20 protein-coding genes are annotated in these 23,860 nt (G+C 58.4%); 12 read left to right on the top strand and 8 right to left on the bottom strand.

Going from position 1 to position 23,860, the window contains the following annotated elements:
- Positions 1-37: 37 nt before the first annotated feature.
- Positions 38-1,075 (bottom strand): AraC family transcriptional regulator, encoded by a 1,038-nt coding sequence (locus tag ACYZT8_RS14555; RefSeq protein WP_461982165.1) that lies wholly within the window; start codon positions 1,073-1,075, stop codon positions 38-40.
- Between the two features lie 422 nt (positions 1,076-1,497).
- Between ACYZT8_RS14555 and phbB the strand changes: the two genes are divergently transcribed.
- From phbB to ACYZT8_RS14515, 8 genes are all read left to right on the top strand, one after another.
- Positions 1,498-2,244: an acetoacetyl-CoA reductase gene (phbB, locus tag ACYZT8_RS14550; RefSeq protein ID WP_461982163.1), complete on the top strand. Its 747-nt coding sequence runs from the start codon at positions 1,498-1,500 to the stop codon at positions 2,242-2,244.
- A 57-nt stretch (positions 2,245-2,301) separates the two neighbouring features.
- Positions 2,302-3,480, top strand: coding sequence for an acetyl-CoA C-acetyltransferase (locus ACYZT8_RS14545; protein WP_461982161.1), 1,179 nt, complete (start codon positions 2,302-2,304; stop codon positions 3,478-3,480).
- 99 nt (positions 3,481-3,579) lie between these two features.
- On the top strand, positions 3,580-5,283 hold the full coding sequence (phaC, locus tag ACYZT8_RS14540) for a class I poly(R)-hydroxyalkanoic acid synthase (RefSeq protein ID WP_461982159.1): 1,704 nt from the start codon (positions 3,580-3,582) through the stop codon (positions 5,281-5,283).
- A gap of 141 nt (positions 5,284-5,424) precedes the next feature.
- Entirely contained in the window at positions 5,425-6,078 is a 654-nt protein-coding gene (locus ACYZT8_RS14535) for a hydrolase (protein ID WP_094467459.1), read from the top strand.
- A gap of 67 nt (positions 6,079-6,145) precedes the next feature.
- On the top strand, positions 6,146-7,456 hold the full coding sequence (locus ACYZT8_RS14530) for an OprD family porin (protein WP_461982157.1): 1,311 nt from the start codon (positions 6,146-6,148) through the stop codon (positions 7,454-7,456).
- 95 nt (positions 7,457-7,551) lie between these two features.
- Positions 7,552-8,706 carry a MalY/PatB family protein gene (locus ACYZT8_RS14525; RefSeq protein ID WP_461982155.1) on the top strand — a complete coding sequence of 385 codons (1,155 nt, stop codon included), beginning with the start codon at positions 7,552-7,554 and terminating at the stop codon, positions 8,704-8,706.
- A 368-nt stretch (positions 8,707-9,074) separates the two neighbouring features.
- Positions 9,075-10,418 (top strand): cation:proton antiporter, encoded by a 1,344-nt coding sequence (locus ACYZT8_RS14520; protein ID WP_461982153.1) that lies wholly within the window; start codon positions 9,075-9,077, stop codon positions 10,416-10,418.
- Between the two features lie 278 nt (positions 10,419-10,696).
- On the top strand, positions 10,697-11,173 hold the full coding sequence (locus ACYZT8_RS14515) for a hemerythrin domain-containing protein (protein ID WP_461982151.1): 477 nt from the start codon (positions 10,697-10,699) through the stop codon (positions 11,171-11,173).
- Between the two features lie 56 nt (positions 11,174-11,229).
- Here the strand turns inward: ACYZT8_RS14515 and ACYZT8_RS14510 are convergent, their stop codons facing one another.
- The gene (locus tag ACYZT8_RS14510) at positions 11,230-11,766 is read right to left on the bottom strand and encodes a hypothetical protein (RefSeq protein WP_461982149.1); all 537 of its coding nucleotides are present in this window, start codon (positions 11,764-11,766) and stop codon (positions 11,230-11,232) included.
- Positions 11,767-11,834: 68 nt separating this feature from the next.
- Positions 11,835-13,757 carry a hybrid sensor histidine kinase/response regulator gene (locus ACYZT8_RS14505; protein ID WP_461982147.1) on the bottom strand — a complete coding sequence of 641 codons (1,923 nt, stop codon included), beginning with the start codon at positions 13,755-13,757 and terminating at the stop codon, positions 11,835-11,837.
- A gap of 146 nt (positions 13,758-13,903) precedes the next feature.
- Here ACYZT8_RS14505 and ACYZT8_RS14500 point away from each other — a divergent pair, with 146 nt between their 5' ends.
- On the top strand, positions 13,904-14,659 hold the full coding sequence (locus tag ACYZT8_RS14500; protein ID WP_461982145.1) for a DJ-1/PfpI family protein: 756 nt from the start codon (positions 13,904-13,906) through the stop codon (positions 14,657-14,659).
- On the opposite strand, the gene ACYZT8_RS14495 is transcribed toward ACYZT8_RS14500, so the two are convergent.
- The 3 genes from ACYZT8_RS14495 to ACYZT8_RS14485 form a co-directional block, all read right to left on the bottom strand.
- The gene (locus ACYZT8_RS14495) at positions 14,640-15,536 is read right to left on the bottom strand and encodes a zeta toxin family protein (protein WP_461982143.1); all 897 of its coding nucleotides are present in this window, start codon (positions 15,534-15,536) and stop codon (positions 14,640-14,642) included. The genes ACYZT8_RS14500 and ACYZT8_RS14495 overlap by 20 nt on opposite strands.
- A gap of 128 nt (positions 15,537-15,664) precedes the next feature.
- Positions 15,665-17,944: an ATP-dependent DNA helicase gene (locus ACYZT8_RS14490; protein WP_461982141.1), complete on the bottom strand. Its 2,280-nt coding sequence runs from the start codon at positions 17,942-17,944 to the stop codon at positions 15,665-15,667.
- Entirely contained in the window at positions 17,941-19,545 is a 1,605-nt protein-coding gene (locus ACYZT8_RS14485; RefSeq protein ID WP_461982472.1) for a VRR-NUC domain-containing protein, read from the bottom strand. Before ACYZT8_RS14485 ends, ACYZT8_RS14490 begins: the two co-directional genes overlap by 4 nt.
- A gap of 236 nt (positions 19,546-19,781) precedes the next feature.
- Here ACYZT8_RS14485 and ACYZT8_RS14480 point away from each other — a divergent pair, with 236 nt between their 5' ends.
- The 3 genes from ACYZT8_RS14480 to ACYZT8_RS14470 all read left to right on the top strand — a co-directional run bounded on the left by ACYZT8_RS14480 (position 19,782) and on the right by ACYZT8_RS14470 (position 21,290).
- Positions 19,782-20,006 (top strand): YgdI/YgdR family lipoprotein, encoded by a 225-nt coding sequence (locus tag ACYZT8_RS14480; protein WP_461958848.1) that lies wholly within the window; start codon positions 19,782-19,784, stop codon positions 20,004-20,006.
- Between the two features lie 145 nt (positions 20,007-20,151).
- The gene (locus ACYZT8_RS14475; RefSeq protein ID WP_461973777.1) at positions 20,152-20,457 is read left to right on the top strand and encodes a transposase; all 306 of its coding nucleotides are present in this window, start codon (positions 20,152-20,154) and stop codon (positions 20,455-20,457) included.
- A complete protein-coding gene (locus ACYZT8_RS14470; RefSeq protein ID WP_461973779.1) occupies positions 20,454-21,290 on the top strand; it encodes an IS3 family transposase in 837 nt (278 codons plus the stop codon). The genes ACYZT8_RS14475 and ACYZT8_RS14470 overlap by 4 nt, the downstream gene beginning before the upstream one ends.
- A gap of 75 nt (positions 21,291-21,365) precedes the next feature.
- Here ACYZT8_RS14470 and ACYZT8_RS14465 read toward each other — a convergent pair whose 3' ends face one another.
- Both ACYZT8_RS14465 and ACYZT8_RS14460 read right to left on the bottom strand, forming a co-directional pair.
- On the bottom strand, positions 21,366-21,728 hold the full coding sequence (locus ACYZT8_RS14465; protein WP_461982139.1) for a hypothetical protein: 363 nt from the start codon (positions 21,726-21,728) through the stop codon (positions 21,366-21,368).
- Between the two features lie 211 nt (positions 21,729-21,939).
- Positions 21,940-23,793 carry a polyurethane esterase gene (locus tag ACYZT8_RS14460; protein WP_461982137.1) on the bottom strand — a complete coding sequence of 618 codons (1,854 nt, stop codon included), beginning with the start codon at positions 23,791-23,793 and terminating at the stop codon, positions 21,940-21,942.
- Between the last annotated feature and the right edge of the window lie 67 nt (positions 23,794-23,860).

The following is a 23,860-nucleotide window of genomic DNA, read 5'->3' as shown; positions in this document are numbered from 1 at the left end:
ATTCGTTGCTCACAAAAAGCTAGAGCAGTTCACCGCGTCAAACCGGCGCGGTTTCCTCGAGTTCAAACGATTCATCGGAGCGATACTGACCCGGCGTCATCCCAAACCAGCGGCTACAGGCTTTGTTAAAGCTGCTGTGGTCATGAAAACCAAGGAGATACGCGACATGCTTCATGTTGAAGTGAGAATGACGCAGGTAGAAATCGGCGAGTTGCCGGCGCACCGCGTTCTGCACGTCCTTGAATTGCGTCCCCTCCTTTTCCAGCGCACGTTGCAGCGTGCGCTTGCTGATGTTCAAGGCCGCCGCGATCGACTCCATGTCGCACTGCCCCTGGCCTTGACTCAAGCGCTCGGTGATCAGCGCGCGAATCCGGCCGACAATGCAAAAACCAAACAGCAGGTCCAGTTGCGCCTCGGCAAAACTGTCATGCAGCACCGCCAACGCTTCATTGGCCATGCTCAACGGCCGCATCAGCTCCTGCCCGTCAAACAAAATGCTGTCATAGGGCGCGTCGAAATGCAGATTGCAGCCAAACAGCCGTCGATGCTCGGAGATGTCTTCGGGCTCGGGATAAGTGAACTCAACGCTCAAGGGATGCGGTGCGTCGCCGCCCAACAGCTTGCGGCAGAAACCCAGCAATGACGCCAGACCGGCATCGGTGTACTGGCGCGGTTTGACCGAACCATGCTGTTGATGGTCGAGCCCGGACAGGCGGTAATGTTGCTGTTCAGCGGTAAAGAAAAGGCTGAACCCGGTGCCAATCAACGGACTGAAACGAACCAGGCGTTCAAGGGCTTTTTTCAGATTCAGGCTGGACATCATGGTGTAGCCGACGATCTGAAAGCTGCCGGGGTGAAAACTGCCATAGGCCCTCAAGCCAATGTCCGGATCGCCCGAGGCCTGTGCGGCCAGTTCCCAGAGTCGATAGATGGCCTTTCGCTCGCAAAACGCTCCTGGTTTGTCCGCGAGATGAATATCCAGTCCAGCCTCCCGACACAGACTGGCGACATCCAGTCCTTGAGCCGAGAGCGTATTTACCAGCACGCTGGCATAGCCTGAACTCATTCTATACATGGCGTCCTCAATGACCTGTGGAACCGAACATCCTGTCCGGAGCCATGACTGATCTGCGGTGAATCAAATACTAACGGGGGGTACCATTGCCAATATTGATCCCAGTATAGGTAACTCTCATTTTTAGCCACTGTTCCCGGTCATTCGTCGCTTTGTAGCAGCTGCCGAGCCTGCGAGGCTGCGTTCGGCTGCGAAGCAGTCGTAAACCCTGAATACACGGTCCTCCTGACACACGGCAGCGCATGACTTCACGACTGCTGCGCAGCCGAACGCAGGCTCGACAGCTGCTACACAGGCAAGTGGCGAATTGCGCTTGGCACCGTTGGACACCACACCGTCACCTCCCAACACTTCCGAATCTCCCTCCGATACCGAACAATCCTTCCATCTTGCAACGCAAAAATATAAAAGGAACGGAGCTTATGAAGTCGCTTGGTCGTATTGCGTTGGTCACGGGTGGTATGGGTGGGATTGGCACTGCGATAAGCCAGCGCCTGTACAAGGAAGGATTCAAGGTCATCGTCGGTTGCAGCGCTGATTCCGCCCGCAAGAACGACTGGATTGCCACTCAATTGGCGGCGGGCTATCAGTTCGAGTGCATCTACGGCGACATCACCGATTGGGAGTCGACGCGCAAGGCATTCGAGATGGCGCGGGAACAATTCGGTCCGGTCGATGTGCTGGTCAACAACGCAGGCATCACGCGTGATGCCTCCTTTCGCAAGCTGACGCCCGAGGACTGGAACGCGGTCATCGGCACCAACCTGACGGGCCTGTTCAACACCACCAAGCAGGTGATTGAAGGCATGTTGGCCAAGGGTTGGGGACGGGTGATCAACATCTCCTCGATCAACGGTCAACGCGGCCAGTTCGGCCAGACCAACTACAGCGCGGCCAAGGCCGGCATTCATGGCTTCACCATGGCACTGGCGCGGGAAGTGTCCGGCAAGGGCGTGACCGTCAACACCGTCTCCCCGGGTTACATCCAGACCAGCATGACCGCAGCCATCCGCCCGGACATTCTCGACACCATGATCGCGGCAACCCCCGTCGGGCGCCTCGGCCAACCCGAAGAAATCGCCTCGATCGTCGCCTGGCTGGCTTCCGATGAATCGGGCTACAGCACCGGCGCCGACTTCTCGGTGAACGGCGGCATGAACATGCAGTAGACCGATCAGGGCACGGACGCCCTGCTCCCGCTCGACAACATTTTAATGAGGTCACGCATGAACGAAGTCGTAATCGTTGCCGCTACTCGTACCGCCATTGGCAGTTTTCAAGGTGCCCTGTCCGCGATTCCAGCCACTGAACTGGGCGCAGCCGTGATTCGCCGTCTGCTGGAAGAGACCGGTCTGGACGGCGCGCAGATCGATGAAGTGATCCTCGGCCAGGTGCTCACCGCCGGTTCCGGGCAAAACCCGGCACGCCAGACAGCAATCAAGGCCGGCCTGCCGTTTACCACCCCTGCCCTGACCCTGAACAAGGTCTGTGGCTCAGGTCTCAAGGCCGTGCAACTGGCCGTCCAGGCGATCCGTTGCGGCGACGCCGAACTGGTGATTGCCGGCGGTCAGGAAAACATGAGCCTGGCGCCTTATGTGCTGCCCAAGGCACGCACCGGTCTGCGTCTGGGTCATGCGCAACTGCAAGACAGCGTGATTCAGGACGGTTTGTGGGACGCCTTCAACGATTACCACATGGGCATCACCGCGGAGAATCTGGCTCACCAATACAGCATCAGCCGCGAAGCTCAGGACGTCTTTGCCGCCGCTTCGCAACAGAAAGCGGCCGCGGCCATTGAAGCGGGTTACTTCAAGCGTGAAATCACCCCGATCCTGATTCCCCAGCGCAAGGGCGATCCACTGGTGTTCGACACGGATGAACAACCGCGCCCGGACAGCACGCTGCAAGCCTTGAGCAACCTCAAACCGGCGTTCCAGAAAAACGGCAGCGTGACCGCCGGCAACTCGTCGACCCTCAACGATGGCGCCGCCGTGTTGCTGCTGGCCAGCGCCGCCAAGGCCCAGGCCCTCGGCTTGCCGGTTCTGGCGCGTATCAAGGCTTACGCCAGCGCGGGCGTGGACCCGTCGATCATGGGCATCGGCCCGGTCCCGGCCACCCGCCTGGTGCTGGAGAAAGCCGGCTGGAGCCTGGACGACCTGGACCTGATCGAAGCCAACGAAGCGTTCGCCGCGCAATCCCTGGCAGTTGGCAAAGAACTCGGCTGGGACACCAGCAAAGTCAACGTCAACGGTGGCGCCATTGCGCTCGGACACCCGATCGGCGCGTCAGGCGCACGGATTCTGGTGTCGCTGGTGCACGAGTTGATTCGTCGTGACGGCAAAAAAGGCCTGGCCACGTTGTGCATCGGCGGCGGCCAAGGCGTCAGCCTGGTCATCGAACGATAACAAGAAAAACAGGACTGCTTGCTTGGCTGCTGACGCGGTGCCGAATTCCGGCACCGCGGTTTTTTTCTGCCCGGTTTACCGATGTGGGCAAGGAGTTCCATGGACAATAACGCGCACACTTTCAACACCTTCTGGTCCGGTCAGGTCCCGTTCATTGCCTCCTTTGCAGTGCAACAATTACGCCTGTGGGTCAGCACCAATCCGTGGTTCACCGGCCAGGCCTACGACGAGTGGTTCGACCTGCCGCGCACCACCCTGGAAAGCCTGCAAGCCGACTATCAAACCCAATGGGGTGATCTGGGCCAGCGTCTGCTGACCGGCCAGCCGTTCTCCTTTGAAGATCGACGTTTTTCCAGCGGCAACTGGAGCACACCACTATTCGGTTCCCTCGCGGCGTTCTACCTGCTCAACGCCGGTTTCCTGCTGAAACTGCTCGATAAGCTACCCATCAAAGACAAGAAGCCCCGCCAGCGTCTGCTGTATCTGGTGGAGCAAGCGATTGCCGCCGGTGCACCCAGCAACTTTTTGGCCAGCAACCCTGATGCCTTGCAGCGGGTCGTCGACACTCAGGGCGGCAGCCTGTTCACCGGCCTGTTGCACCTGGCCAGTGACCTGCAGGAAGGCAAGATGCGCCAGTGCGACAGCGGCGCCTTCAAGGTCGGTGTCGATCTGGCCAACACTCCCGGCGAAGTGGTGTTCGAGAACGAACTGTTCCAGCTGATTCAGTACTACCCGCAAAGCGAAACCCAGTACCGGCGCCCGGTGTTCATCGTTCCGCCATCGATCAACAAGTACTACATCCTCGACCTGCGCCCGGACAACTCGATGGTTCGCCATCTGCTGCAACAGGGCCACCCGGTGTTCCTGATGTCGTGGCGCAACTTCGATCAGGCGCACGCCGGCACTACGTGGGATGACCTGATCGAAACAGGCATCATCAAAGGCCTGCAAGTGACCCGCGAGATCAGCGGTGAGCAACGCCCCAATTGCGTGGGTTTCTGCATCGGCGGCACGTTGTTGAGTTCGGCGCTGGCCGTACTGGCGGCGCGGGGCGACAAGGACATCGCCAGCGTAAGCCTGTTGACCACCTTCCTCGACTACCTCGACACCGGCCCCATCGACATCTTCGTCGACGAGCAACTGGTGGCCTACCGCGAACGCACCATCGGCGGCCTGGACGGCCCCATCGGCCTGTTCAAGGGCGAGGACATGGGCAACACCTTCTCGCTGCTGCGCCCCAACGACTTGTGGTGGAACTACAACGTCGACAAATACCTCAAGGGCCAGAAGCCGATCCCCCTCGACCTGCTGTTCTGGAACAACGACAGCACCAACCTCCCGGGGCCGATGTACTGTTGGTATCTGCGCCACACCTATCTGCAAAACGACCTGAAAACTGGTGAGCTGGACTGCTGCGGGGTCAAGCTGGACCTGCGCGCCATCGATGCGCCGGCGTACATCCTGGCCACCCACGACGATCACATCGTGCCGTGGCGCAGCGCTTATGCCAGCACCCAGTTGCTTTCCGGGACCAAGCGCTTCGTGCTGGGTGCCTCAGGGCATATCGCCGGGGTAATCAATCCGCCGGCCAAGGAAAAACGCCATTACTGGACCAACAATCGGGTCACGAAGGACCCTGAAACCTGGTTCATGAATGCCCAGGAACATGCCGGAAGCTGGTGGAATGACTGGTTCGTCTGGCTGGCAGAGCAGGCCGGCGAGCGCCAGCCTTCTGTGCTGCACACCGGTAACACGCAATACCCGGCGCTGGAATCGGCGCCCGGGCGTTATGTGATGCAATGACGGACAGCCCCGCGCCATGTTGCGCGGGGCTTCGCCTTTCAAGCGTCCTCGCAAAAATCCCGAAACACAGCACACCGATTCAATATCCCCGCTGGAATCTGCGCAACCATGGCCTCCTCACTCACCCGTAAGGACCCCGCCATGGCCATCGCCAAAGCTGTTCCCGGCAAAACCCTGCTGACCCCGACTGACCACACCCTGATCATGATCGATCACCAGTCGCAGATGTCCTTCGCGACCAAGTCGATCGACGCCGTCACCCTGCGCAACAACGCTGCGCTCGTGGCCAAGGCTGCACGGGGCTTCAAGGTGTCGACCATCCTGACCACCGTCGCCGAGAAGAGCTTTTCCGGCCCGATCTTCGACGAAATCAAGTCGGTGTTCCCGGAACACAACGTCATCGACCGCACCAGCATGAACACCTGGGAAGACGAGCGCATTGCCGTCGAAGTCAACGCCTTCGGCAAACAGAAAATCGTCCTCGCCGGCCTCTGGACTTCGGTGTGCATCGTCGGCCCGGCATTGTCGGCCATCGACCAGGGTTTCGAGGTCTACGTGATCGCCGATGCCTGTGGCGACGTCAGCACCGAAGCCCATGAAATGGCCATGCAGCGCATGATCCAGATCGGTGCTCGCCCAATGACCTCGCTGCAATACCTGCTCGAACTGCAACGCGACTGGGCACGTACCGAAACCTACGAAGAAACCGTGAAAACCTCGATCGCCAACGGTGGGTCCTACGGTCTTGGCCTGATCTACGCCAAAACCATGTTCGGTGCTTCGGAAGGCCATTAAGCGGTTTTCCTATAAAAAGCCAGCGACTGCGGACATTCTGCAGTCGCTGCTGCGTGGTGATTGACCCATGACGTTTCGCAAGCAAGCCCTTCCCTTTTGGTTGTCGATGCTATTCGCCGGGACAACCCTGGCTGATGAACCCGCTCAAGGGTTCCTGGACGGCGCGACGCTTGAAGTGCTCAGCCGAAACTTCTACCTCAACAGCGACTACCGGTCCCCTTCGCCCACAGGAAAAAGCTATAAAGCCGAATGGGCTCAAGGCTTTATCAGCACTTTTGAATCTGGTTTCACATCCGGAACGCTTGGCTTTGGCCTCGATGCCCATGCTTTTTTGGGGTTGAAGCTGGATGGCGGCAAGGGACATTCCGGGACGGGATTGCTGCCCGTGGATGCTGAAGGCCGTAGCGAAGACAACTATTCCAGTGGCGGTGGCGCGCTAAAAATCAGAGCTTCGCAAACCACTTTGGCCTTTGGCGAAATGATGGTGGAAACCCCGGTGTTCGACACCGCGGACAAACGCCTGCAACCGGAGTACGCCACAGGCTTTCTGCTCAACAGCCACGAAATCGATGGCATGAACCTGGTTGCCGGTCATTTCACAGCGTTCAAGAACCAGGACAATTCTTCGAGCAAAGGCAACTTCTACGGCTACGGTGCCAACACCGAGGCCGGCGGCATTACCTTTCTCGGCACCGACCTGTTCACGCAAAGTCCTGTCGGCGGCGCGTTCTACGCCTCAGAACTGACCGACACCTGGCATCAGTACTACGCCAACCTGCACCTGAAGCAGTCCGGGGTGTTGCTCGACGCCAATCTCTACCACACGCAGGACACCGGCAAAGCACTGGCCGGCGCCATCGATACCACCGCGTTCAGCCTGTCGGGCAAGTACACCGTCGATGCGCATGCTTTCACCCTGGCGTATCAAAAAATCAATGGCGACACGCCGTTCGATTTTGTCGGCGGAGATTCGATCTACCTCGCCAACTCAATCAAGTACGCCGACTTCAACGGCGCCCATGAAAGCTCATGGCAGGCACGTTACGACCTCGATTTGAGCACCTTCGGGATCCCCGGCCTGACATTCATGACGCGTTACGTCATGGGCAGCCAGATCGACGGCACCCATGCACCGAAGGGCGGCGCCTACAACCCGTTTGATGAGTCAGTCGGTGAGTACGTCCCTCAACAAGGCGATGGCGGCCGGCATTGGGAGCGCGACATCGACCTGCACTACATCGTGCAGTCGGGGGCGGCCAAGGGTTTGTCCGTGCAACTGTCCCATGTCTCGCATCGGGCCAACACGGCGCAGGCGGGGGAAGATATTGACCGGGTGTATGTGGTCATCCAGTACCCGCTGAACTTCAGGCATCTCTGAAGGGATTGTGATGTTCGGGACATTACCGTCTCGCTCCCACAGGGCCGGGCGATTATCATGGGCGCCATATCCAACCGGCCTTTATGAGACTGAGCATGACCTTCGACTTTGATCAGGTGTTCGACCGCCACGACACCGGCAGTACCAAGTGGAGCCGCTACCCGGCCGACGTGTTGCCGATGTGGGTCGCCGACATGGACTTCGCCGCGCCGCCGGTCATCCTTGAAGCCCTGCGTAAACGCCTGGAACACCCGATGGTCGGTTACAGCGTGCCTCAGGAAAATCTGCGCGCTGCCATCGTGGCCGACCTCTGGAACAAATACGCCTGGCGCGTCTTGCCTGAAGAACTGATCTTCCTGCCGGGTGTGGAGTCGGGTTTCAACATGGCCCTGAAGGCGCTGGTCGAGCCGCAACAAAATGTTGTGGTTCAGGTGCCGAACTACCCGCCGCTGCGTCATGCACCGGGTCATTGGGGCTTGAACAAGGTTGAACTCGAATTCGACGCGTTGGCTGACGGCACCTATGACACGCCGCTCGCAGCCTTGAGCCAGGCGCTGACCGGCGGCGGTGCGCTGCTGCTGAGCAACCCGCATAACCCGCTGGGCAAAGTCTTCCCACGGGAAGAACTGCAAGCTGTGGCCGACATCTGCGTGGAACAGAATGCCTGGATCATCTCCGACGAGATTCATGCCGAGTTGTGCTTCGACGGCCGCGTACACATTCCCACGGCATCGCTCAGCCCGCAGATCGCCAAGCGCACCATCACCCTGATGTCGGCGAGCAAGGCTTACAACATTGCCGGTCTGAAAACCTCCTTCATGATCATTCAGGACTCGGCGCTGCGAGCGAAGGTCAACCACGCCCGTTGCGGCATGGTCGACAGCGTCAACCCGCTGGGCATGGAAGCGACTCGCGTTGCCTACAGCGAAGGCGGCCCGTGGCTGGCCGGGTTGAAAGCCTATCTGCAAAGCAATCGGGATTACCTGGTGGAAGCGGTTCGCAGCCGTTTGCCGGGTGTGACGATCAACATTCCGCAAGGTACGTATCTGGCGTGGCTCGATTGCTCCGCCCTGGGGTTGGACAATCCGCAGCAGTTCTTCCTCGACCAGGCCAAGGTAGGCCTGAGCCCCGGTCTGGACTTCGGCGACAGCGCCCGGCAATTCGTGCGCCTGAACTTCGGCTGCCCACGGGCGTTGCTTGAAGAAGGATTGGCGCGCATGGAAAGCAGTTTGCTGAAACTCAAAGCCTGACACCCCCTCATCTACACCCTGCAAATCCCCTGTGGATTTGGGTATCACCGGGCAGCGCCACGGAGTGACCTGCGGCAAACCGATTCTGTGATCACCCCTGTAGCAGCTGGCGCAGCCTGCGTTCGGCTGCGCAGCAGTCGTAAAACCATTCAACCACGGTGCTGCAGGAAAACCGTGCATACCGGGTTTACGACTGCTGCGCAGCCGAACGCAGGCTTCGCCAACTGCTACAAAACGAGTGAACCCACGAAATAATGAACCCCTGACAAATCTCCCCGCTCAATACCTTTAGTGCCCCATCGCGGGCCGCTCGAGGAGGTCGTCATGCTCGCCCCACAAACGCGGCCCACGCCCAGCGAGAACCGAGCATGAGTTTCATTTTATGGGTGGCCGTGTTGGGTGCCGTACTGCTGACGCTGGCGCTGACCTCGTCATACCTTCGCTGGATGCCGGTGACCACGTCGGCGGTGTGCCTGGTGCTGGGTGTCGGCATCGGGCCGGCCGGGCTCGGGCTGTTGAAACTGGACACCGGTGACGCGTCGATCTGGATGGAGCACCTGACGGAAGTCGCGGTGCTCTTTTCGTTGTTTGTCTGTGGGCTGAAATTGCGCTCGCCGCTCAAGCATAAAAACTGGCGGGTCGCATTCGGCCTGGCCGGACCGGTCATGCTGCTGACCATTGGCGGCATCTCCCTGCTGCTGCATTACGGGCTGCAATTGTCGTGGGGCGCGTCAATGCTGATCGGCTCGATCCTGGCGCCTACCGACCCGGTGCTCGCCGCTCTGGTCCAGGTCAACGACGCGCGGGATGACGACAGCGTGCGGTTTGGCCTCTCCGGTGAAGCCGGGCTCAATGACGGCATTGCGTTTCCGTTCGTGATCCTTGGCCTCCTCCTGCTGCAACACGATGGCAACCCCGGCTGGTTTGGCGACTGGGTGCTGCGCAGTCTGCTCTGGGCCGTTCCGGCGGGTTTACTGACGGGTTACTGGATGGGACGCGGCATCGGGCGCCTTACGCTGTCACTGCGCATCAGGAATGATGACAGCACGCTGTCCCCGAACGATTACCTCGCCCTCGCCTTGATTGCCTTGGCGTATGTCGGGGCCGAGTCGATCCATGCATACGGGTTTCTGTCGGTGTTCGCCGCCGGCCTCGGATTGCGGCAGGAAGAAGTCAAGTCAACGGGCAATCACGAGTTACCTGCCGAGCATCTGGTCCAGCCGGTTGTCGGTCACCAGAACGTCGAACCTCAGCACGCTGTGCATGGCGATACAGAAAACCTTGAAGACACCCAGGTTGCCGCGGGCATCATGATGGGTGACATGCTCGCCTTCGGCAGTCTCGTGGAGCGGGCCATGGAAGTGTTCCTGGTGACCCTGCTCGGTGTCGTGCTGATCGCACACTGGGACTGGCGCGCCCTGCTGGTCGGCGGAGTGTTGTTTTGCCTGATTCGTCCCTTGAGTGTCGCTGTATTGCCGTGGGGCAGCTTGCTCGATTGGCGCCAGCGAATGTTGATTGGCTGGTTCGGCATACGCGGCATCGGCAGCCTGTATTACCTGTTCTATGCCTTGAATCACGGGTTGGGCCAGTCGGTGGCGACGCTGTGTACTGACCTGACCTTGTCCGTGGTCGCGTTAAGCATCCTCATCCACGGAGTCAGTACGCAACCTACCCTCGCCCGTTACGAACGGCGCAAGAAACAGGTTATTTGATTTTTTGCAAATTAAGGTGCCGGTCATGTCAGTCATGAGCGCCACAGGTGTGTCCCGCGTTAATAAGGAAAAACACCACGCCGCGAACTGCATGAGTCAATTTCCGGACTCATGCAGCCTGCACGACCTCAATTCGCCATCAGCCATCTCAACTCATTGTTTTTTATCGTGTAAACAATGGTTATGAACTCGGCACGACAAATGCTCCAAGCCTATGAGCGACCTACGGCCATGAGACCGTTTGCGCCCATCCCCGTGACTATTTGAGAGATTCGACCATGAACGCCATCGACCTGTTGAAATCCGACCATGAACGCGTAAAGGGCATCCTGACTCAGTTGAGCGAGTCCACCGAGCGTGGTGTTAAAAAGCGCACTGAGCTGCTGGCCAAGCTTGAAATGGAAATAGCCATCCATACTCGCCTCGAAGAGGAAGTCTTGTACCCGGCGTACAAAAAGGCCGGAGGCAAGGAACAGGACGTCATGTACTACGAAGCCAAGGAAGAACACCGCACTGTGGATTCGCTGGTGCTGCCGGACCTGAAAGTCACCGACCCTTCCACCCCGGAATTTGCAGGTCGAGTGAAGGTGGTCAAAGAGCTGCTGGAACACCACATCGAAGAAGAAGAAACGGAAATGTTCCCTCAAGCCAAAAAGCTGCTGGGCAAAGACACGCTGGAAGAGTTGGGGGCGCAGATGGAAACGCTTAAGGCCCAGTACAAGAAAGAAATGAGCACACCTAATATGGCAGCTTGATTCGGTTGGCGGATGTAAAGAAGCCCGGCGTGTGTCGGGCTTTTTACATTTGCGCATCAGCCGCCCGGGTTGGTGACCTGGATGTAAACCGCGTAGCTGCCCAGCAGCACCCAGAAGGTGGCGAAGATCCACGGCGTACGCACGGAAAACAGCAGGGATTTGCGGTAACCCTTGTGGGACGATTCCATCTCACTGAACAGCGGTGACTCATCGTAAGCCAGCCCCATCAATGGCTCGCTGCGCAGCAACTCACTCTGCTTGAAGTGCCAGTGATCGATGATGTCATAGGCTGCACGAATACCCGGCCAGGCGTTCAGCGAACTGAGCAACCCCAGCAGTGCGAGGAACGGTGGCACCACCAGGGTGAAGAGTTTCCCCCATTCGGGATTGAGGTTGGACATGCAGGAGGCGAAGGCAATCACGAGAAACGATTGCGCGGCCAGATAAGCATCGGTTCGATTGGCGAGGATGCTGGTTTCGTACTGGATTTCCCGACGGTAGAAATCCAGACGCTCCTTTGGCGAACCGAACATCTTGGCGTTGTGTTCGGTCATGGCCTCTTCGGCGGTGTGTTCGGTCAGTATTCTGGGCACTAAAATCACATGTGGACTGGGAAAGCATTCAGACGAAACCTGCTCGGGCAAAGTTCAGTCGGATGCAGTCACTTCATAGCCAAGGCAATGACTTCCACCAGATTGAGTTGGGTAAAGGGTTTGGACAAACGCGGGAGTCTGGTGGCGAAACCTTCCAGGCGCTCCGCATAGCCCGTCGCGAGGATGATCGGCAGGTCTGGCTTCAAGGTCCGGATGGCCTGCGCCAATTGCGCGCCGTTCATTTGCGGCATGGCCATGTCGGTGATGACCAGGTCAATATTCTTCTCGACGTCAAACTGCTCAAGCGCTTGTGCACCGGACACTGCGCTGATCACCCGGTGGCCGAGGTCCTCCAGCAACAGGCCGGTACTGGTCAACACCAGGCTGTCATCATCCACGACCAGTACGCACAACTGAGCCACCGGCGGTGCTTCCACTTCCGCTGCAGCGGGCTTGGCGACCGAATCATCCGTAGCGACAGGTATCCACAGTTCGGCGACGGTGCCGATGTCCTTCTGACTCTTGAGAATGAATCGCCCGCCCAACTGCTCGATAAAGCCATGAACCATCGACAACCCCAGCCCCGTGCCTTTACCGACCCCTTTTGTGGTGAAAAACGGGTCCATCGCCGAGGCCAGAGTCGCATTATCCATTCCCTCTCCCGTATCGGTGACACTCAGGCAAACATATTGGCCTGCCTCCAGCGATAACGTTGATTGATCGGAAATTTCTTCCGTCCGCGTGCTGATGATGATTTTCCCGCCGTTGGGCATGGCATCCCGGGCATTCGTTGCGAGATTCAGCACGGCCAGTTCGAGTTGATTGACATCGGCCATGACCGGTACAAGGTCGGGAGAAAAGCGTGTTTCAAGCTGCACGGCGGGCCCGAGGGAACTGCGCAAGAGTCCAGTGATCCCCTCCACCAGCGCGGGGATCTCGACGGATTCGGACTTGAGTTCCTGACGCCTGGCGAACGCCAGCATGCGTTGGGTCAGGGATACACCGCGCAAGGCTCCCTGGGTGGCGTTGTCCACCAATCGAGTGACTTTCGGATCGTCTCCCACGCGTTTTCGGACGATTTCCAGATTGCCAAGGATGACCGTCAGCAGATTATTGAAGTCGTGGGCGATCCCTCCACTGAGTTGGCCGATGGCCTGCATCTTCTGCGCCTGGAACAGCGCCTCTCGAGTTTTTTCCAGATCCTTCTGAGCTTGCGTAGCTTCGGTGATGTCACGGGTAATTTTGGCAAAGCCCAACAACGTGCCCGTTTCGCCCCAGATCGGATCGACCACGACATGGGCAAAAAACCGCGTTCCGTCCTTGCGCACGCGCCAGGCCCTGTTTTCAAAGCGCCCCTCCCGCGTAGCCGTCTCCAACGCGCGTTGCGGTTCCCCGGCTTCGCGGTCTTCGGGGGTGTAGAACATCGAAAAATGCTGGCCGATGACTTCTTCGGGCCGGTAGCCCTTGATCCGCTGGGCCCCCAGATTCCAGTTGGTCAGGCGTCCGTCCGGGGCGAGCATGTAGATGGCGTAGTCAGTGACGCTTTGAACCAGCAAACGAAACTGCTGCTCGCTTTGCTTGAGGGTTTCTTCGGCCATTTTGCGGTCGGTAAGGTCCCGGGTGATCTTGGCAAAACCCAACAGCGTTCCCGTCGGATCGATAATCGGATCGATCACCACATGGCACCAGAAGTGCGTGCCGTCCTTGCGAACCCGCCAGCCTTCCCCCTCGAAACGACCTTCGCGGATCGCGGTATCCAGCGCACGCTGGGGCATACCGTTGCGGCGATCTTCTTCGGTATAGAACCGCGAAAAATGCTCACCAAGGATCTCCGCCTCCTCATACCCCTTGAAACGCCTGGCGCCAGAGTTCCAACTGGTGATGATGCCGTCGGGATCAATCATGTAGATCGCATAGTCCACCACGGCATCAATCAGCAGGCGAAAACGCATTTCCTCGATGGAGTAGGTTTTGGACTTGTTATCACTCATCGATCACACCTGTGATTGTTGTTTTCAGGAGTATGCGACAAACCGTGGGTTTGGAAAGCCGGAAAACGGCCGCACACTGGAGCATAACGCTCCGACCACCTATTCTCGACGCCAATCGCCATTCCTGGCCGATTCAAGGCGCCCCCATGATCCTGATTCTGTTGCCCACCTCTGACTACGATCCCACTGAGAGCAGCGTTCCATGGCAAGCCATGCGCCAGGCCGGCATCGAGGTGCGCTTCGCGTCCCCCGAGGGCATGCCCGCCTACGCCGACTCGCGCCTGGTGGATATCGGCTTTGGTCCATTGAACCCGTTGCTGATGACGCGCAAGGCCGACCTTGCAAGCTACGCCCGGATGATCGAAGACCCTTCATTTCGCAAACCGCTGCCCTATGACGATATCGACCCCAGCGAGTTCCAGGGGCTGCTGATTCCTGGCGGGCATGCCAAGGGCATGCGTAGCCTGTTGGAGTCCGAGCAGGCCCGACGGGTCGCCCTGCACTTTTTCAAGGCCGACAAACCGGTGGCAGCGGTCTGTCATGGTGTGCTGTTGCTCGCCCGCACGCTCGACCCCGATTCCGGGCTGTCGGTGTTGCAGGGTCGCAAGGTCACCGCATTGGTGGCCAACACCATGGAGCTGCCTGCCTGGGCAATCACCGCCGCCTGGCTCGGGCGCTACTACCGAACCTATCCTCAAACTGTCGAAGCGGAAGTCACCGCCGCCCTGTCCAGCCCGATGGATTTCCTGCGAGGCCCCGTCCTGGCGGTACGTGATTCGGCGGACCAGCCACAACGAGGTTTCGTCGTCCGCGATGGCCAGTTGCTGACCGCTCGCTGGCCGGGAGACTGTCACCGCTTCGCCGCCGAATGGGTACGCCTGCTTAGCGGTTCACGTATTTGACGATGTAGGCGTACAGATCGTTGTAGACAAAGTCAGGGACATCCTTGGCGTAGGTTTGAGTTTTGAGTAACGCCAGGTGGCATTCTTTTATCACCTCGTCACGATCACTTTGGGTATAGACCTGATTATTGATGATGCTGCCATAGGCGCTGTACACCGTCGGCGCCGTTGAAGGCGTCACGTCCGCGGTTGTGGTGTAGGTGATATGAGCACGGGAGACACGCTCTTTCAGCGCGCCGAACCCGCGTTCATACACAGTGATCCGGGAACAGTCGACAGACTTCGAAGCAGTTTCGAAGGCAAGAATGATCGCGAGTGCATTGCTCATGCTGGCCTCCAGCGTCGATAACCTGACAAACCTTTCGAGTTCGCGGTTTTCCAGGCTTTTGAAGGCTCTTTTGAAGCTCGAAACGTGAGCAAACTCCAGGGTGCAGCCAACGATATGCGTTTCGAACTGATAGCCGGCCGCTGTCGCCAACGGTGGAAACGCGGCGAAATCGAGGCTGTCGAACGCACACTCCATGATGATGTTGTATTTGAGGGTAAAGGCTTCGGTGAAAATCTTGGCGCTGACCTTTCTGACAAAGTCTTCCGTATGTTCGTAGGCATGCAGGACGCCGAGCTTGATCATCTCCGCGTATTGAGGATGTTTTTGTCGGTATTCGGGCAGGTAGAGACGAACATATTTGTCGTAGCGCCGGGTCGGCAAGAGTTTGTTTTCCAGCAGGAAGGTTTTGCCCGATCCTTGCAGCCCGGCAACCACGAGGATCTTGGGTGTTACCTCGGCCGTGATACCGCGGAACAGCGTGGTTTTGATTTCATTGAACGCTGCAGTGACCTGCTCAGGGGTGTAAGCGTAATTCGGTGCAGAGGACATGCCTTGATTTCCTTATCAAAGAACTGGCAGGAAGTGACTGCCTGTCCTTCTAATAAAGCGGTGTTTAACCAGTAGTTCAAATGAGCGTGTCTTTCAAGATATGTCACTGTTTTAAAAAGTAAAAAATCCTACGTGACCTGGTGAAAAAGCGCTTGCTCAACCGACCACCAGCGCGGCAGCAACTGTTTGACTTTGCTGTCGCCGAACCGGTCATCAATCAACATCACCACGCCCTGATCCTGCTGAGTGCGGATCACCCGTCCTGCCGCCTGCACCACTTTCTGCACGCCTGGATACAGATACGTGTAGTCATAACCGGCGCCGAAAATCGCCGCCATCCGATGCTTCAACTGCTCGTTGACCGGATTGAGCTGCGCCAGGCCCAGGGTGGCAATGAACGCACCGATCAGGCGTGCGCCGGGCAAGTCGATGCCTTCACCGAACGCCCCGCCCAGTACCGCAAAACCGACGCCCTGGCTGTGCGCGGTGAACTGATCGAGAAAGGCCTGACGCTGCCCCTCCGCCATTCCCCGGGACTGCAACCACAGGTTGATCTGCGGGTGTCGTTCGGCCAGTAACTGAGCCACTTGCTGCAAATAATCGAAGCTGCTGAAAAACGCCAGGTAGTTGCCGGGGCGTTGGCTGAATTGTCGGGCGATCAGTTCGACTATCGGTTCGAGGGACGCTTGGCGGTGCACGAATCGGGTCGATATCTGGCTGACGATGTGCACTTTCAACTGGTCGGCATGGAACGGTGATTCGACATCGATGCACACCGTGTCCGGCGGCGTCCCCAGCAAGTCCGCGTAGTAATGCCGAGGGCTCAGCGTCGCGGAAAACAGCACCGTGCTGCGCGCAGCGGTCAGGCGCGGGCGTATGAAACCGGCCGGCACCACGTTGCGCAGGCACAGTTGCGACAGGTTGTGTTTGCGCTCGAGGTCGCGCTTGCTGATGTCGAACAGGAACTGCTCATCAAAGAGTTCGGCCACGCGACAGAACTGCAGCATGTCGAAGTAAAAACCCTGCAAGGCGCTGTCCAGGCCCTGGGGATGATCGTTGAGATAGTCGCCGATGCTCGCGCTGCACGAAGACAGGGCCTGGAGGAGTTTTTCCGGGGCCTTGTCATAAGCCTGATACGCGGCAAGTTGCAGATTGTGCAGGGCATTCCACTCTCGATTGACCCGCTGCAACGGTTTTTTCAGCGCGTCCGGCGCGGTTTTTCGCACCCCGTTGAGGGTCGACTGGTCGAGCGTGGCGCTGTACATCTGCCGGCCGCGCTCCACGAGGTTATGCGCCTCATCCACCAACACCGCGACTTTCCAGTTGTTGGCCTGAGCCAACCCGAACAGCAGCGCACTGAAATCGAAGTAATAGTTGTAGTCGGCGACCACCACGTCTGCCCAACGGGCCATTTCCTGGCTCAGGTAATAAGGGCAAACCTCATGCGCCAATGCCACCTCGCGCAATGCGCCCTGATTCAGCAGGCTCAGCTCACTGGCGGCTTGGCGGGCGGCCGGCAAACGATCATAAAAACCCTGGGCCAACGGACATGATTCACCGTGACAGGCTTTGTCCGGATGCTCGCAGGCCTTGTCCCGGGCGATCATCTCCAACACCCGCAGCGGCGGCGCATCGGCGCTTTCAAGGATCACTTGCGCGGCGTCCAGTGCCAGTTTGCGCCCCGGCGTTTTCGCCGTGAGAAAGAACACCTTGTCCAATTGCTGCGGCGCCAGGGCCTTGAGCATCGGAAACAGCGTGCCGACGGTTTTGCCGATGCCGGTCGGCGCCTGGGCCATCAGGCAACGACCGGTGCTGACCGCTTTGAACACCGACTCCGCCAGGTGCCGTTGCCCCGGACGAAAGTCGGCATGGGGAAACGCCAATTGCTGCGCTGCGCGATTTCGTCCTTCGCGATGAGCCATCTCCTGCTCGGCCCACTGCAGGAACAGTCCGCAATGATGCTCGAAGAACTGCTCCAGCTCCGCGGAGCTGAAGGCCTCGACCAGACAGGTTTCCTTTTCGCTGACGATATCGAAGTACACCAGCGCCAGATTGATCTGCGCCAGCTCCAGTTTCTGGCACATCAGCCAGCCGTAGACCTTCGCCTGCGCCCAGTGCAGTTGTCGGTGGTTGGCCGGTTGCTTGCTCAGGTCGCCGCGATAGGTTTTGACTTCTTCCAGGCAGTTTTGCGCCGGGTCATAGCCGTCCGCCCTGCCCTTTACCTTCAAGGTTTTGTACAGGCCTTCGAGGGCAACTTCGCTTTGATAACCCTCACTTCGACGCGAGGCAACGGTGCGGTGCCCGACGATGCCCTCAAGCGCAGTCGGCGACGGGGTAAATCGCAGGTCGAGGTCGCCGACCTTGGCGGTGAATTCACACAGCGCCCGCACCGCAATGCTGTAGCTCAAGCGCTCTGCTCCGCCCATTGCACATAGCAGACGGCGATCGGCATCTGATGTTCGTGGCAGAACTCCAGCCAACGCAATTGGTTGTCTTGCAGGCGATCGCCGGGGCCTTTGACTTCGATCATGCGGTAGGTCTTGTGCTGCGGCCAGAACTGGATCAGGTCCGGCATTCCGGCACGGTTGGCCTTGATGTCCAGCAGCAGACGATTGAACCAGTGCTTGAGGTGTTCGGCCGGCAGGCAATCGAGGGCCTGGTCCAGCAGGTCTTCGCTCAGCGCGCCCCAGAACACGAAGGGTGACTGCACGCCCCACTTGGCGGCATAACGTTCGCGGATGGTCTGGAGGTAGCGGCCGTCGTCGAGTTCATCGAGACAGGCCCGAAACAAATCCGTCCGACGTGCATGAAAGTCTTCGTTGAGCAGGTCCACCGGCCCGCGCTGGAACGGGTGAAAGAACGCTCCCGGCAACGGTGCAAAGATCGCTGGCCAGCACAGCAGACCGAACAGCGAGTTGATCAGGCTGTTCTCGACGTAATGCACGGGCGCCGAATCCTCCGCCAGATGTGCCTGGACGTAAAACTCAACCGACAACGCCAGATCGGTCCGGGGCAATTGCAGGTCCAGTCGCAGCATTTCCCGAGGGGATGGCCGCTTCATTGCCGGGCCGCCGAGTTTGCGCCGCAACCTGGGCAACACACGCAGCACATGCTGATGCTCGGTGGCACTTTCCGGCGATTGCTCCGCGTGCTCCGCCAGATGCAGGGCCAGTTGATATTCACCGCAGCGCTCCAGCACACGAATCAGGCGCACCCGTGCGCCGGGGTAAGCGCAATCGCGGTAAATCGTCAGCGCCGTGGAGAAATCCGCCATGCGTTCGCAATGCTGACCGATCTGGAACAAAAGCTTGCCCCGACGTCGTTGCAGCCACGGGTTATCGAGTTCCAGCCCGTTAATCTGCTCGACAATGGTCGCCACCGCCTCGCCAGCCTCGAAACGCTGCTGGCTATGATGCAGGAACAGGCAGGCGTCCACGTCATCACGACAGCGCAGGCCCCGGGACTCGGCGCAGAATTCGACTTTCTCATAGGTAAAGATGCCGAGATCGGCCAGCACGAATTCCGACCAGTCCTGATAAAGGTTACCGAAGAACATCAGACGAAAGCGGTCACACAGGTCCATGATGGTCAGCGTGAACAGCCGGTCGTTCAGTTGCGGGCACCATTGTGCGAAGCTTCTTTCCTCGGACAACTGCTCGCTCAGGGACGCCAGCCATTCGGTCTTCTTGCCTTTCGGTTGCTCGATGGCAGCACCGAAGCTGTGCAGAATCTCGGCCTTGAGCAGAACGACGAACAGTTCGCCGATCGGCAAGGGTGATTGCTCGTCGATCCAGCCTGCCGCCAGCAACGGCTCGGCAGCGTGGGCAATGTCACCGATCTCGACGTAATTCAACTTGCCAGCCCTGAAATGCAAACCCTTGCGCATCACCATCCTGACCAGCAACGCCCGGGACTCGCGGGGTTGTCGACTAAACTCGCGGATGAAGGCTTGCTCCTCGACGCTCAGCACATCGGCATAGCGATGCTCAAGCCAATCAAGCACTTGCATGAAGTTGTTCAAGTAGTAGAACGGGTCGTCGAGAGGATTTACAGTCACAGGGAAAATAGGCCATGGCGAGCGAGTACTGGTTATGCGTACAGATACCAGCTACGGCGTATCCGGTGCAAACGGAAAAGGATAAGCGGCGGCGCTATTTGGCTATTTTCAGGTGGCCATCGAACTTTCTGCCGATCCATGGCACCAACCGGCATGGCGGCTTTTTTTAGCATTTTTGAGAGGTGGGTATGAATATCAAGACTCTGGGTTTGCCCTTGGCAGCGGCGGCCTTCCTGGCCCTGGCCGGTTGCTCGACGCCAACGGTCGTGACGCTGCAGAACGGCACCCAGTATTTGACCAAGGACATGCCGAAAACCAAGACCAAGGACGGGTTTTACGAGTTTGAGGATATTTCTGGCGCGAAGGTGAAGGTCAATGCCAAGGACGTGGCCACGGTTCGCGAGGAAGACTGAGGACCGAGTTATCGTTCATCGCGGGCAAGCCCGCTCCCACAGGGATTCTGCAAACAACGAAGATCCTGTGGGAGCGGGCTTGAACTGGCCTAATAATTCCGGACACCTCTTAAGGGCGATATGATTTCGCCAATTTGGAGGTTCCATGAACGAAAGAAAGGTCTATTCCCGCGAATTCAAGCATCGTGCAGCCAGCATGGTAATTGACGATAATTGCCCCGTTCCAGATGTCTGCGCGTCTTTAGGTATTGGACCTACCGCCCTGCGGCGGTGGGTCGAGCAGGTTCGCAAGGAGCGCAAAGGGCAACCCGTTCAGGGCACCAAGGCAATTACTGAGGATCAGCGCCAGATTCAGGAATTGAAAGCCAAGATCAAACGCCTGGAACTGGAAGCCGAAATCTTAAAAAAGGCTACCGCTCTCTTGATGTCGGACCCCGATCGTTTTCGATGATCGCGGAGCTAAGAGAGTCATTTCCGACCGCCACCCTGTGTCGCGTTTTCGATGTGAAGCGCAGCAGCTTTTATGAATGGATGCAGCGGCGCGCCAAGCCAAAGATCAGACGCGAAGAACTCAAAGAGAAAGTGGTCGAGTTGCACAGCGAAAGTCGGGAAGCCCTGGGCTCCAGAGCGATCAGCAAAAACCTGAAGGCACTAGATATATCTGCCGGAAGAAGCCTTGTTAGAGCATTGATGAGAGAGGCCAACATTGTCAGTAAACAACGCCAGCCGCACCTATTCAGATCCAAAGGGGTTGAAGCGTTCGTCGCACCCAATTTGCTCAAGCGCAATTTCAAACCGACCGCAGTCAATCAGGTCTGGTGTGGCGATGTTACAAGCCTGATGGTGGGTAAACGTTGGGTTCATCTGGCCATCGTGATCGACTTGTATGCACGCCGGGTCATCGGTTGGGCATTCTCTCTGGTCAACGACGCGAACCTGGTCAGCAAGGCGCTACGGATGGCGACAGAGCTTCGTAAATGCCCGTCAGGAGTAATGTTCCATTCGGATCAGGGTTGTCAGTACACCAGTCGCAAGTTTCAAGAAGAGCTGAGACGCCATGACATTTTGCAAAGCATGAGTCGTCGCGGGCAGTGCTGGGACAATGCGCCGACAGAACGCTTTTTCGGCACGCTAAAGTCAGAATGGGTCCCTCGTAACGGCTACAGCACGGTCAAGGAAGCCGAAACTGATATGACGCGTTTCTTCATGTACTACAACCGCACCAGGCTCCACAGCTACAACAACTACCTGTCGCCACTAGCTATGGAGCAAAAAGCGGCATAAGCACCGTAACCGGTGTCCGGATTTACTTGACCAGTTCAGCTTGCCCGCGATGGGGTCCTCAAAGACGCCAAAAATCTATGGCATCCACGGCGTAGTGTTGTCGCAGGAGATGAACTTCCCTCCTCGCCTTCTCAGTTCTTCATGAATCTTCTGGCAGCGGTCGTAATCCTGTTGCATCGCGTGATCGATGCTGATGTTGCCGGTGATCTCCGGTTGCTTTTGCTCCGAGCGAAAGGTCACAAAAGGCTCTTCCGGCTGGAGCTGGAAACGGCTTTTCTCTTCAAGGGGTTCAACGGTTTCCGGCGATGCCGGTGTCGGCAGTTGATCTGGCGTCATGCCATAGCGGCTCAAAATCGAGCTGTGAGGCAATTCTGCGGCGGCACTTGCCGATAACAGGGCCAGTGCCAAACCGATGATGTGCCTCTTGCTGTTACTCACGTTCCTTAATCTCCTGTTTTAGACCTATTCCTGTTGTTGCAAGGTATTGGAGTCCGCAGGTGACTGTCGGGTCACGCGAGCAGGCAGGTTTACCGCGTTATCGTTCATCGTCGGAACGCCGCCCGGAGCAAGCCCGCTCCCACATTGGATCGCGGTCTAATGTGGGAGCGGGCTTGCTCGCGAAGGGGCCCTTACCGGCGCCACATCACTGTCAGGCAATAACAATCCCTGAACCGGACAAGCTCTCCAGCCCAACCCCCACCAACGTCACCGAATCCGCGCCAAACGTCAGCACCGTATCCTGCCCCACCGCCGTGGCATGAGCCCGATAGTCATCATTCGGCGCCACCCCCTGAACCCCGAGAAACACCAGCTTGTCGTTCGCCTGATACCCAAGAACCCGGTCCTGACCAAACGCACCGTTGAACAAAAACGTATCCACCCCGCCCCCCGATTCCATCAGGTCATTCCCCGCTCCGCCCACAAACACATCGTTGCCCTTGCCGCCGATCAAATGATCGTTGCCGTCCAGACCGAACAGCCAGTCCCCCGTCGCCTGCGCCTTGAGCGTATCGCCCCCCGCGCCGCCCTTCACCGATGACGCGTACTGCGTCAGGTTGTTGCCGACTGCAAGGCCATTGACCGTGACGCTGTGCGTCACGTCATCCTTGAACAGCCCCCACAGGAACCCCGGTTCCTTGGTGACAATGCTGCCGATGTCCCGGGTGATGCTGATGCCGCCATTGGCATCACGGACGTAGAGGTTGCCGGCGCCGTCATTGGCAAAGTCGAAATTCTTCACCGACTGCTGCAAGTCCAGCACGTTGCTGCCCTTGCCACCCAGCAGGATGTTGTAGCCGCCACCGTCGCGGAAGGTGTCGTTACCGTCACGCCCCTCCAGGTAGTTGTTGCCCTTGCCCCCCTGAATAAGGTCGTTGCCGTCGCTGCCGATGATGAACGTACTGCCCTTGTGGGTCTCAGCGTTGCGATTGAGGTCCTGAACCCAGGTATTGGCACGCGCCGGGTCGGAGAGATTGGCGACGATGATCGTCGAGTCTTTGCTGGTGAGGTCGTAGAACTTCGATTCGATCACCCGGTTCATGCCGTCGCCATAGGCGGTCGGCAGGTGCGAGATCCAGGTCGGGATATTGAGGATGGAGAACGGCAGCACATTCCACGCTGTCGAGGCGTAGTGGTCGTTGAAGCTGACGATGTTATCGGTCGCCGAGGCCTTGGCGGCATCGTGCACGCCCACCGACGACAGGTTGAAGGATGAACCGTCGAGGGCTCGAAACACCGGGTCGTTTTCATAGCCGACGTTGAGCACTTTGTCGGTGCTGCTCTGGGTCGGGGACGCGTAGGCGATGTAGTTGGAATCCTTGTAGAACCCGGACCATTTGTCCGTGCTCAAGTCCGCCAGGCTGTTGACCGCCAACCCGCCGAGACTATGGCCGCTGACCAGCACGTTCTTGCCCGACAGGCCATTGGCCTGGGCAAATGCCATGACGTCGCCGAGCAGATTACCGAAGGCTTCGCCGACATAGTTTTTTGCATAATCCTTTGGACCGAGCGCCGCCAGCAGATCGTTGATCACGTCGCCGATGGAGTCGCCAATCAAGGTTTCCCGCGGGCCGCTGGTGCCGCGAAAAGCGATGCCGATTTCACTGAGGTGTCCCTGGGCATCGTATTTGCCGAGGATCTCGACCTGCGCGCTGGTGTACCCGGCTTTCTCGCCAAAGAACGTTCCGCGAGCATCGACCTTGCCGTCATAGCCCAGTTGCGAGGCCGTGATGGGCGTCCAGCCGGCTTTTTGCACCGCATCCAGTGCGGCTTTTTCCGAATCGGGATTCCAGGGAATACCGGGGATCACCCCTTGGGAATCGGTGCCGCCCAGTAGCGCGGTAACCAGGGTCGCCGGCAAGCCAAGGCCGAAGCCGTTGTGCTGGTAACCGGTGGCAAAGCCATTGTCGAGGTTGTGATAGGAATACAGCGTGATTGCCATCGCGTCGGTAAACAACGCTTTGGAATCAGCTGCGCCGAAGTTCTTGTAGTCATACACACCCATGGGTATTGCCTCTCTTTTGTTGGAATTGTCAGAGATAGCTCACAACCAGGACGCCTCGTTCCCGAGG

This window comes from Pseudomonas sp. LB3P93 (assembly GCF_054898025.1).
Note: the sequence above shows the minus strand (reverse complement) of the source record. Positions and strands in the feature narration are given on the sequence as shown.

Bases quoted from the DNA above. Each gene is read 5' to 3' on its own strand.
- ACYZT8_RS14475 (WP_461973777.1), top strand. From the start codon at position 20,152: ATGAACGAAAGAAAGGTCTATTCCCGCGAATTCAAGCATCGTGCAGCC.
- ACYZT8_RS14535 (WP_094467459.1), top strand. From the start codon at position 5,425: ATGGCCATCGCCAAAGCTGTTCCCGGCAAAACCCTGCTGACCCCGACT.
- phaC (WP_461982159.1), top strand. From the start codon at position 3,580: ATGGACAATAACGCGCACACTTTCAACACCTTCTGGTCCGGTCAGGTC.
- ACYZT8_RS14485 (WP_461982472.1), bottom strand. From the start codon at position 19,545: ATGCAAGTGCTTGATTGGCTTGAGCATCGCTATGCCGATGTGCTGAGC.
- ACYZT8_RS14530 (WP_461982157.1), top strand. From the start codon at position 6,146: ATGACGTTTCGCAAGCAAGCCCTTCCCTTTTGGTTGTCGATGCTATTC.
- ACYZT8_RS14515 (WP_461982151.1), top strand. From the start codon at position 10,697: ATGAACGCCATCGACCTGTTGAAATCCGACCATGAACGCGTAAAGGGC.
- ACYZT8_RS14545 (WP_461982161.1), top strand. From the start codon at position 2,302: ATGAACGAAGTCGTAATCGTTGCCGCTACTCGTACCGCCATTGGCAGT.
- ACYZT8_RS14470 (WP_461973779.1), top strand. From the start codon at position 20,454: ATGATCGCGGAGCTAAGAGAGTCATTTCCGACCGCCACCCTGTGTCGC.
- ACYZT8_RS14520 (WP_461982153.1), top strand. From the start codon at position 9,075: ATGAGTTTCATTTTATGGGTGGCCGTGTTGGGTGCCGTACTGCTGACG.
- ACYZT8_RS14505 (WP_461982147.1), bottom strand. From the start codon at position 13,757: ATGAGTGATAACAAGTCCAAAACCTACTCCATCGAGGAAATGCGTTTT.
- ACYZT8_RS14555 (WP_461982165.1), bottom strand. From the start codon at position 1,075: ATGTATAGAATGAGTTCAGGCTATGCCAGCGTGCTGGTAAATACGCTC.
- ACYZT8_RS14495 (WP_461982143.1), bottom strand. From the start codon at position 15,536: ATGTCCTCTGCACCGAATTACGCTTACACCCCTGAGCAGGTCACTGCA.
- phbB (WP_461982163.1), top strand. From the start codon at position 1,498: ATGAAGTCGCTTGGTCGTATTGCGTTGGTCACGGGTGGTATGGGTGGG.
- ACYZT8_RS14460 (WP_461982137.1), bottom strand. From the start codon at position 23,793: ATGGGTGTGTATGACTACAAGAACTTCGGCGCAGCTGATTCCAAAGCG.
- ACYZT8_RS14480 (WP_461958848.1), top strand. From the start codon at position 19,782: ATGAATATCAAGACTCTGGGTTTGCCCTTGGCAGCGGCGGCCTTCCTG.
- ACYZT8_RS14525 (WP_461982155.1), top strand. From the start codon at position 7,552: ATGACCTTCGACTTTGATCAGGTGTTCGACCGCCACGACACCGGCAGT.
- ACYZT8_RS14500 (WP_461982145.1), top strand. From the start codon at position 13,904: ATGATCCTGATTCTGTTGCCCACCTCTGACTACGATCCCACTGAGAGC.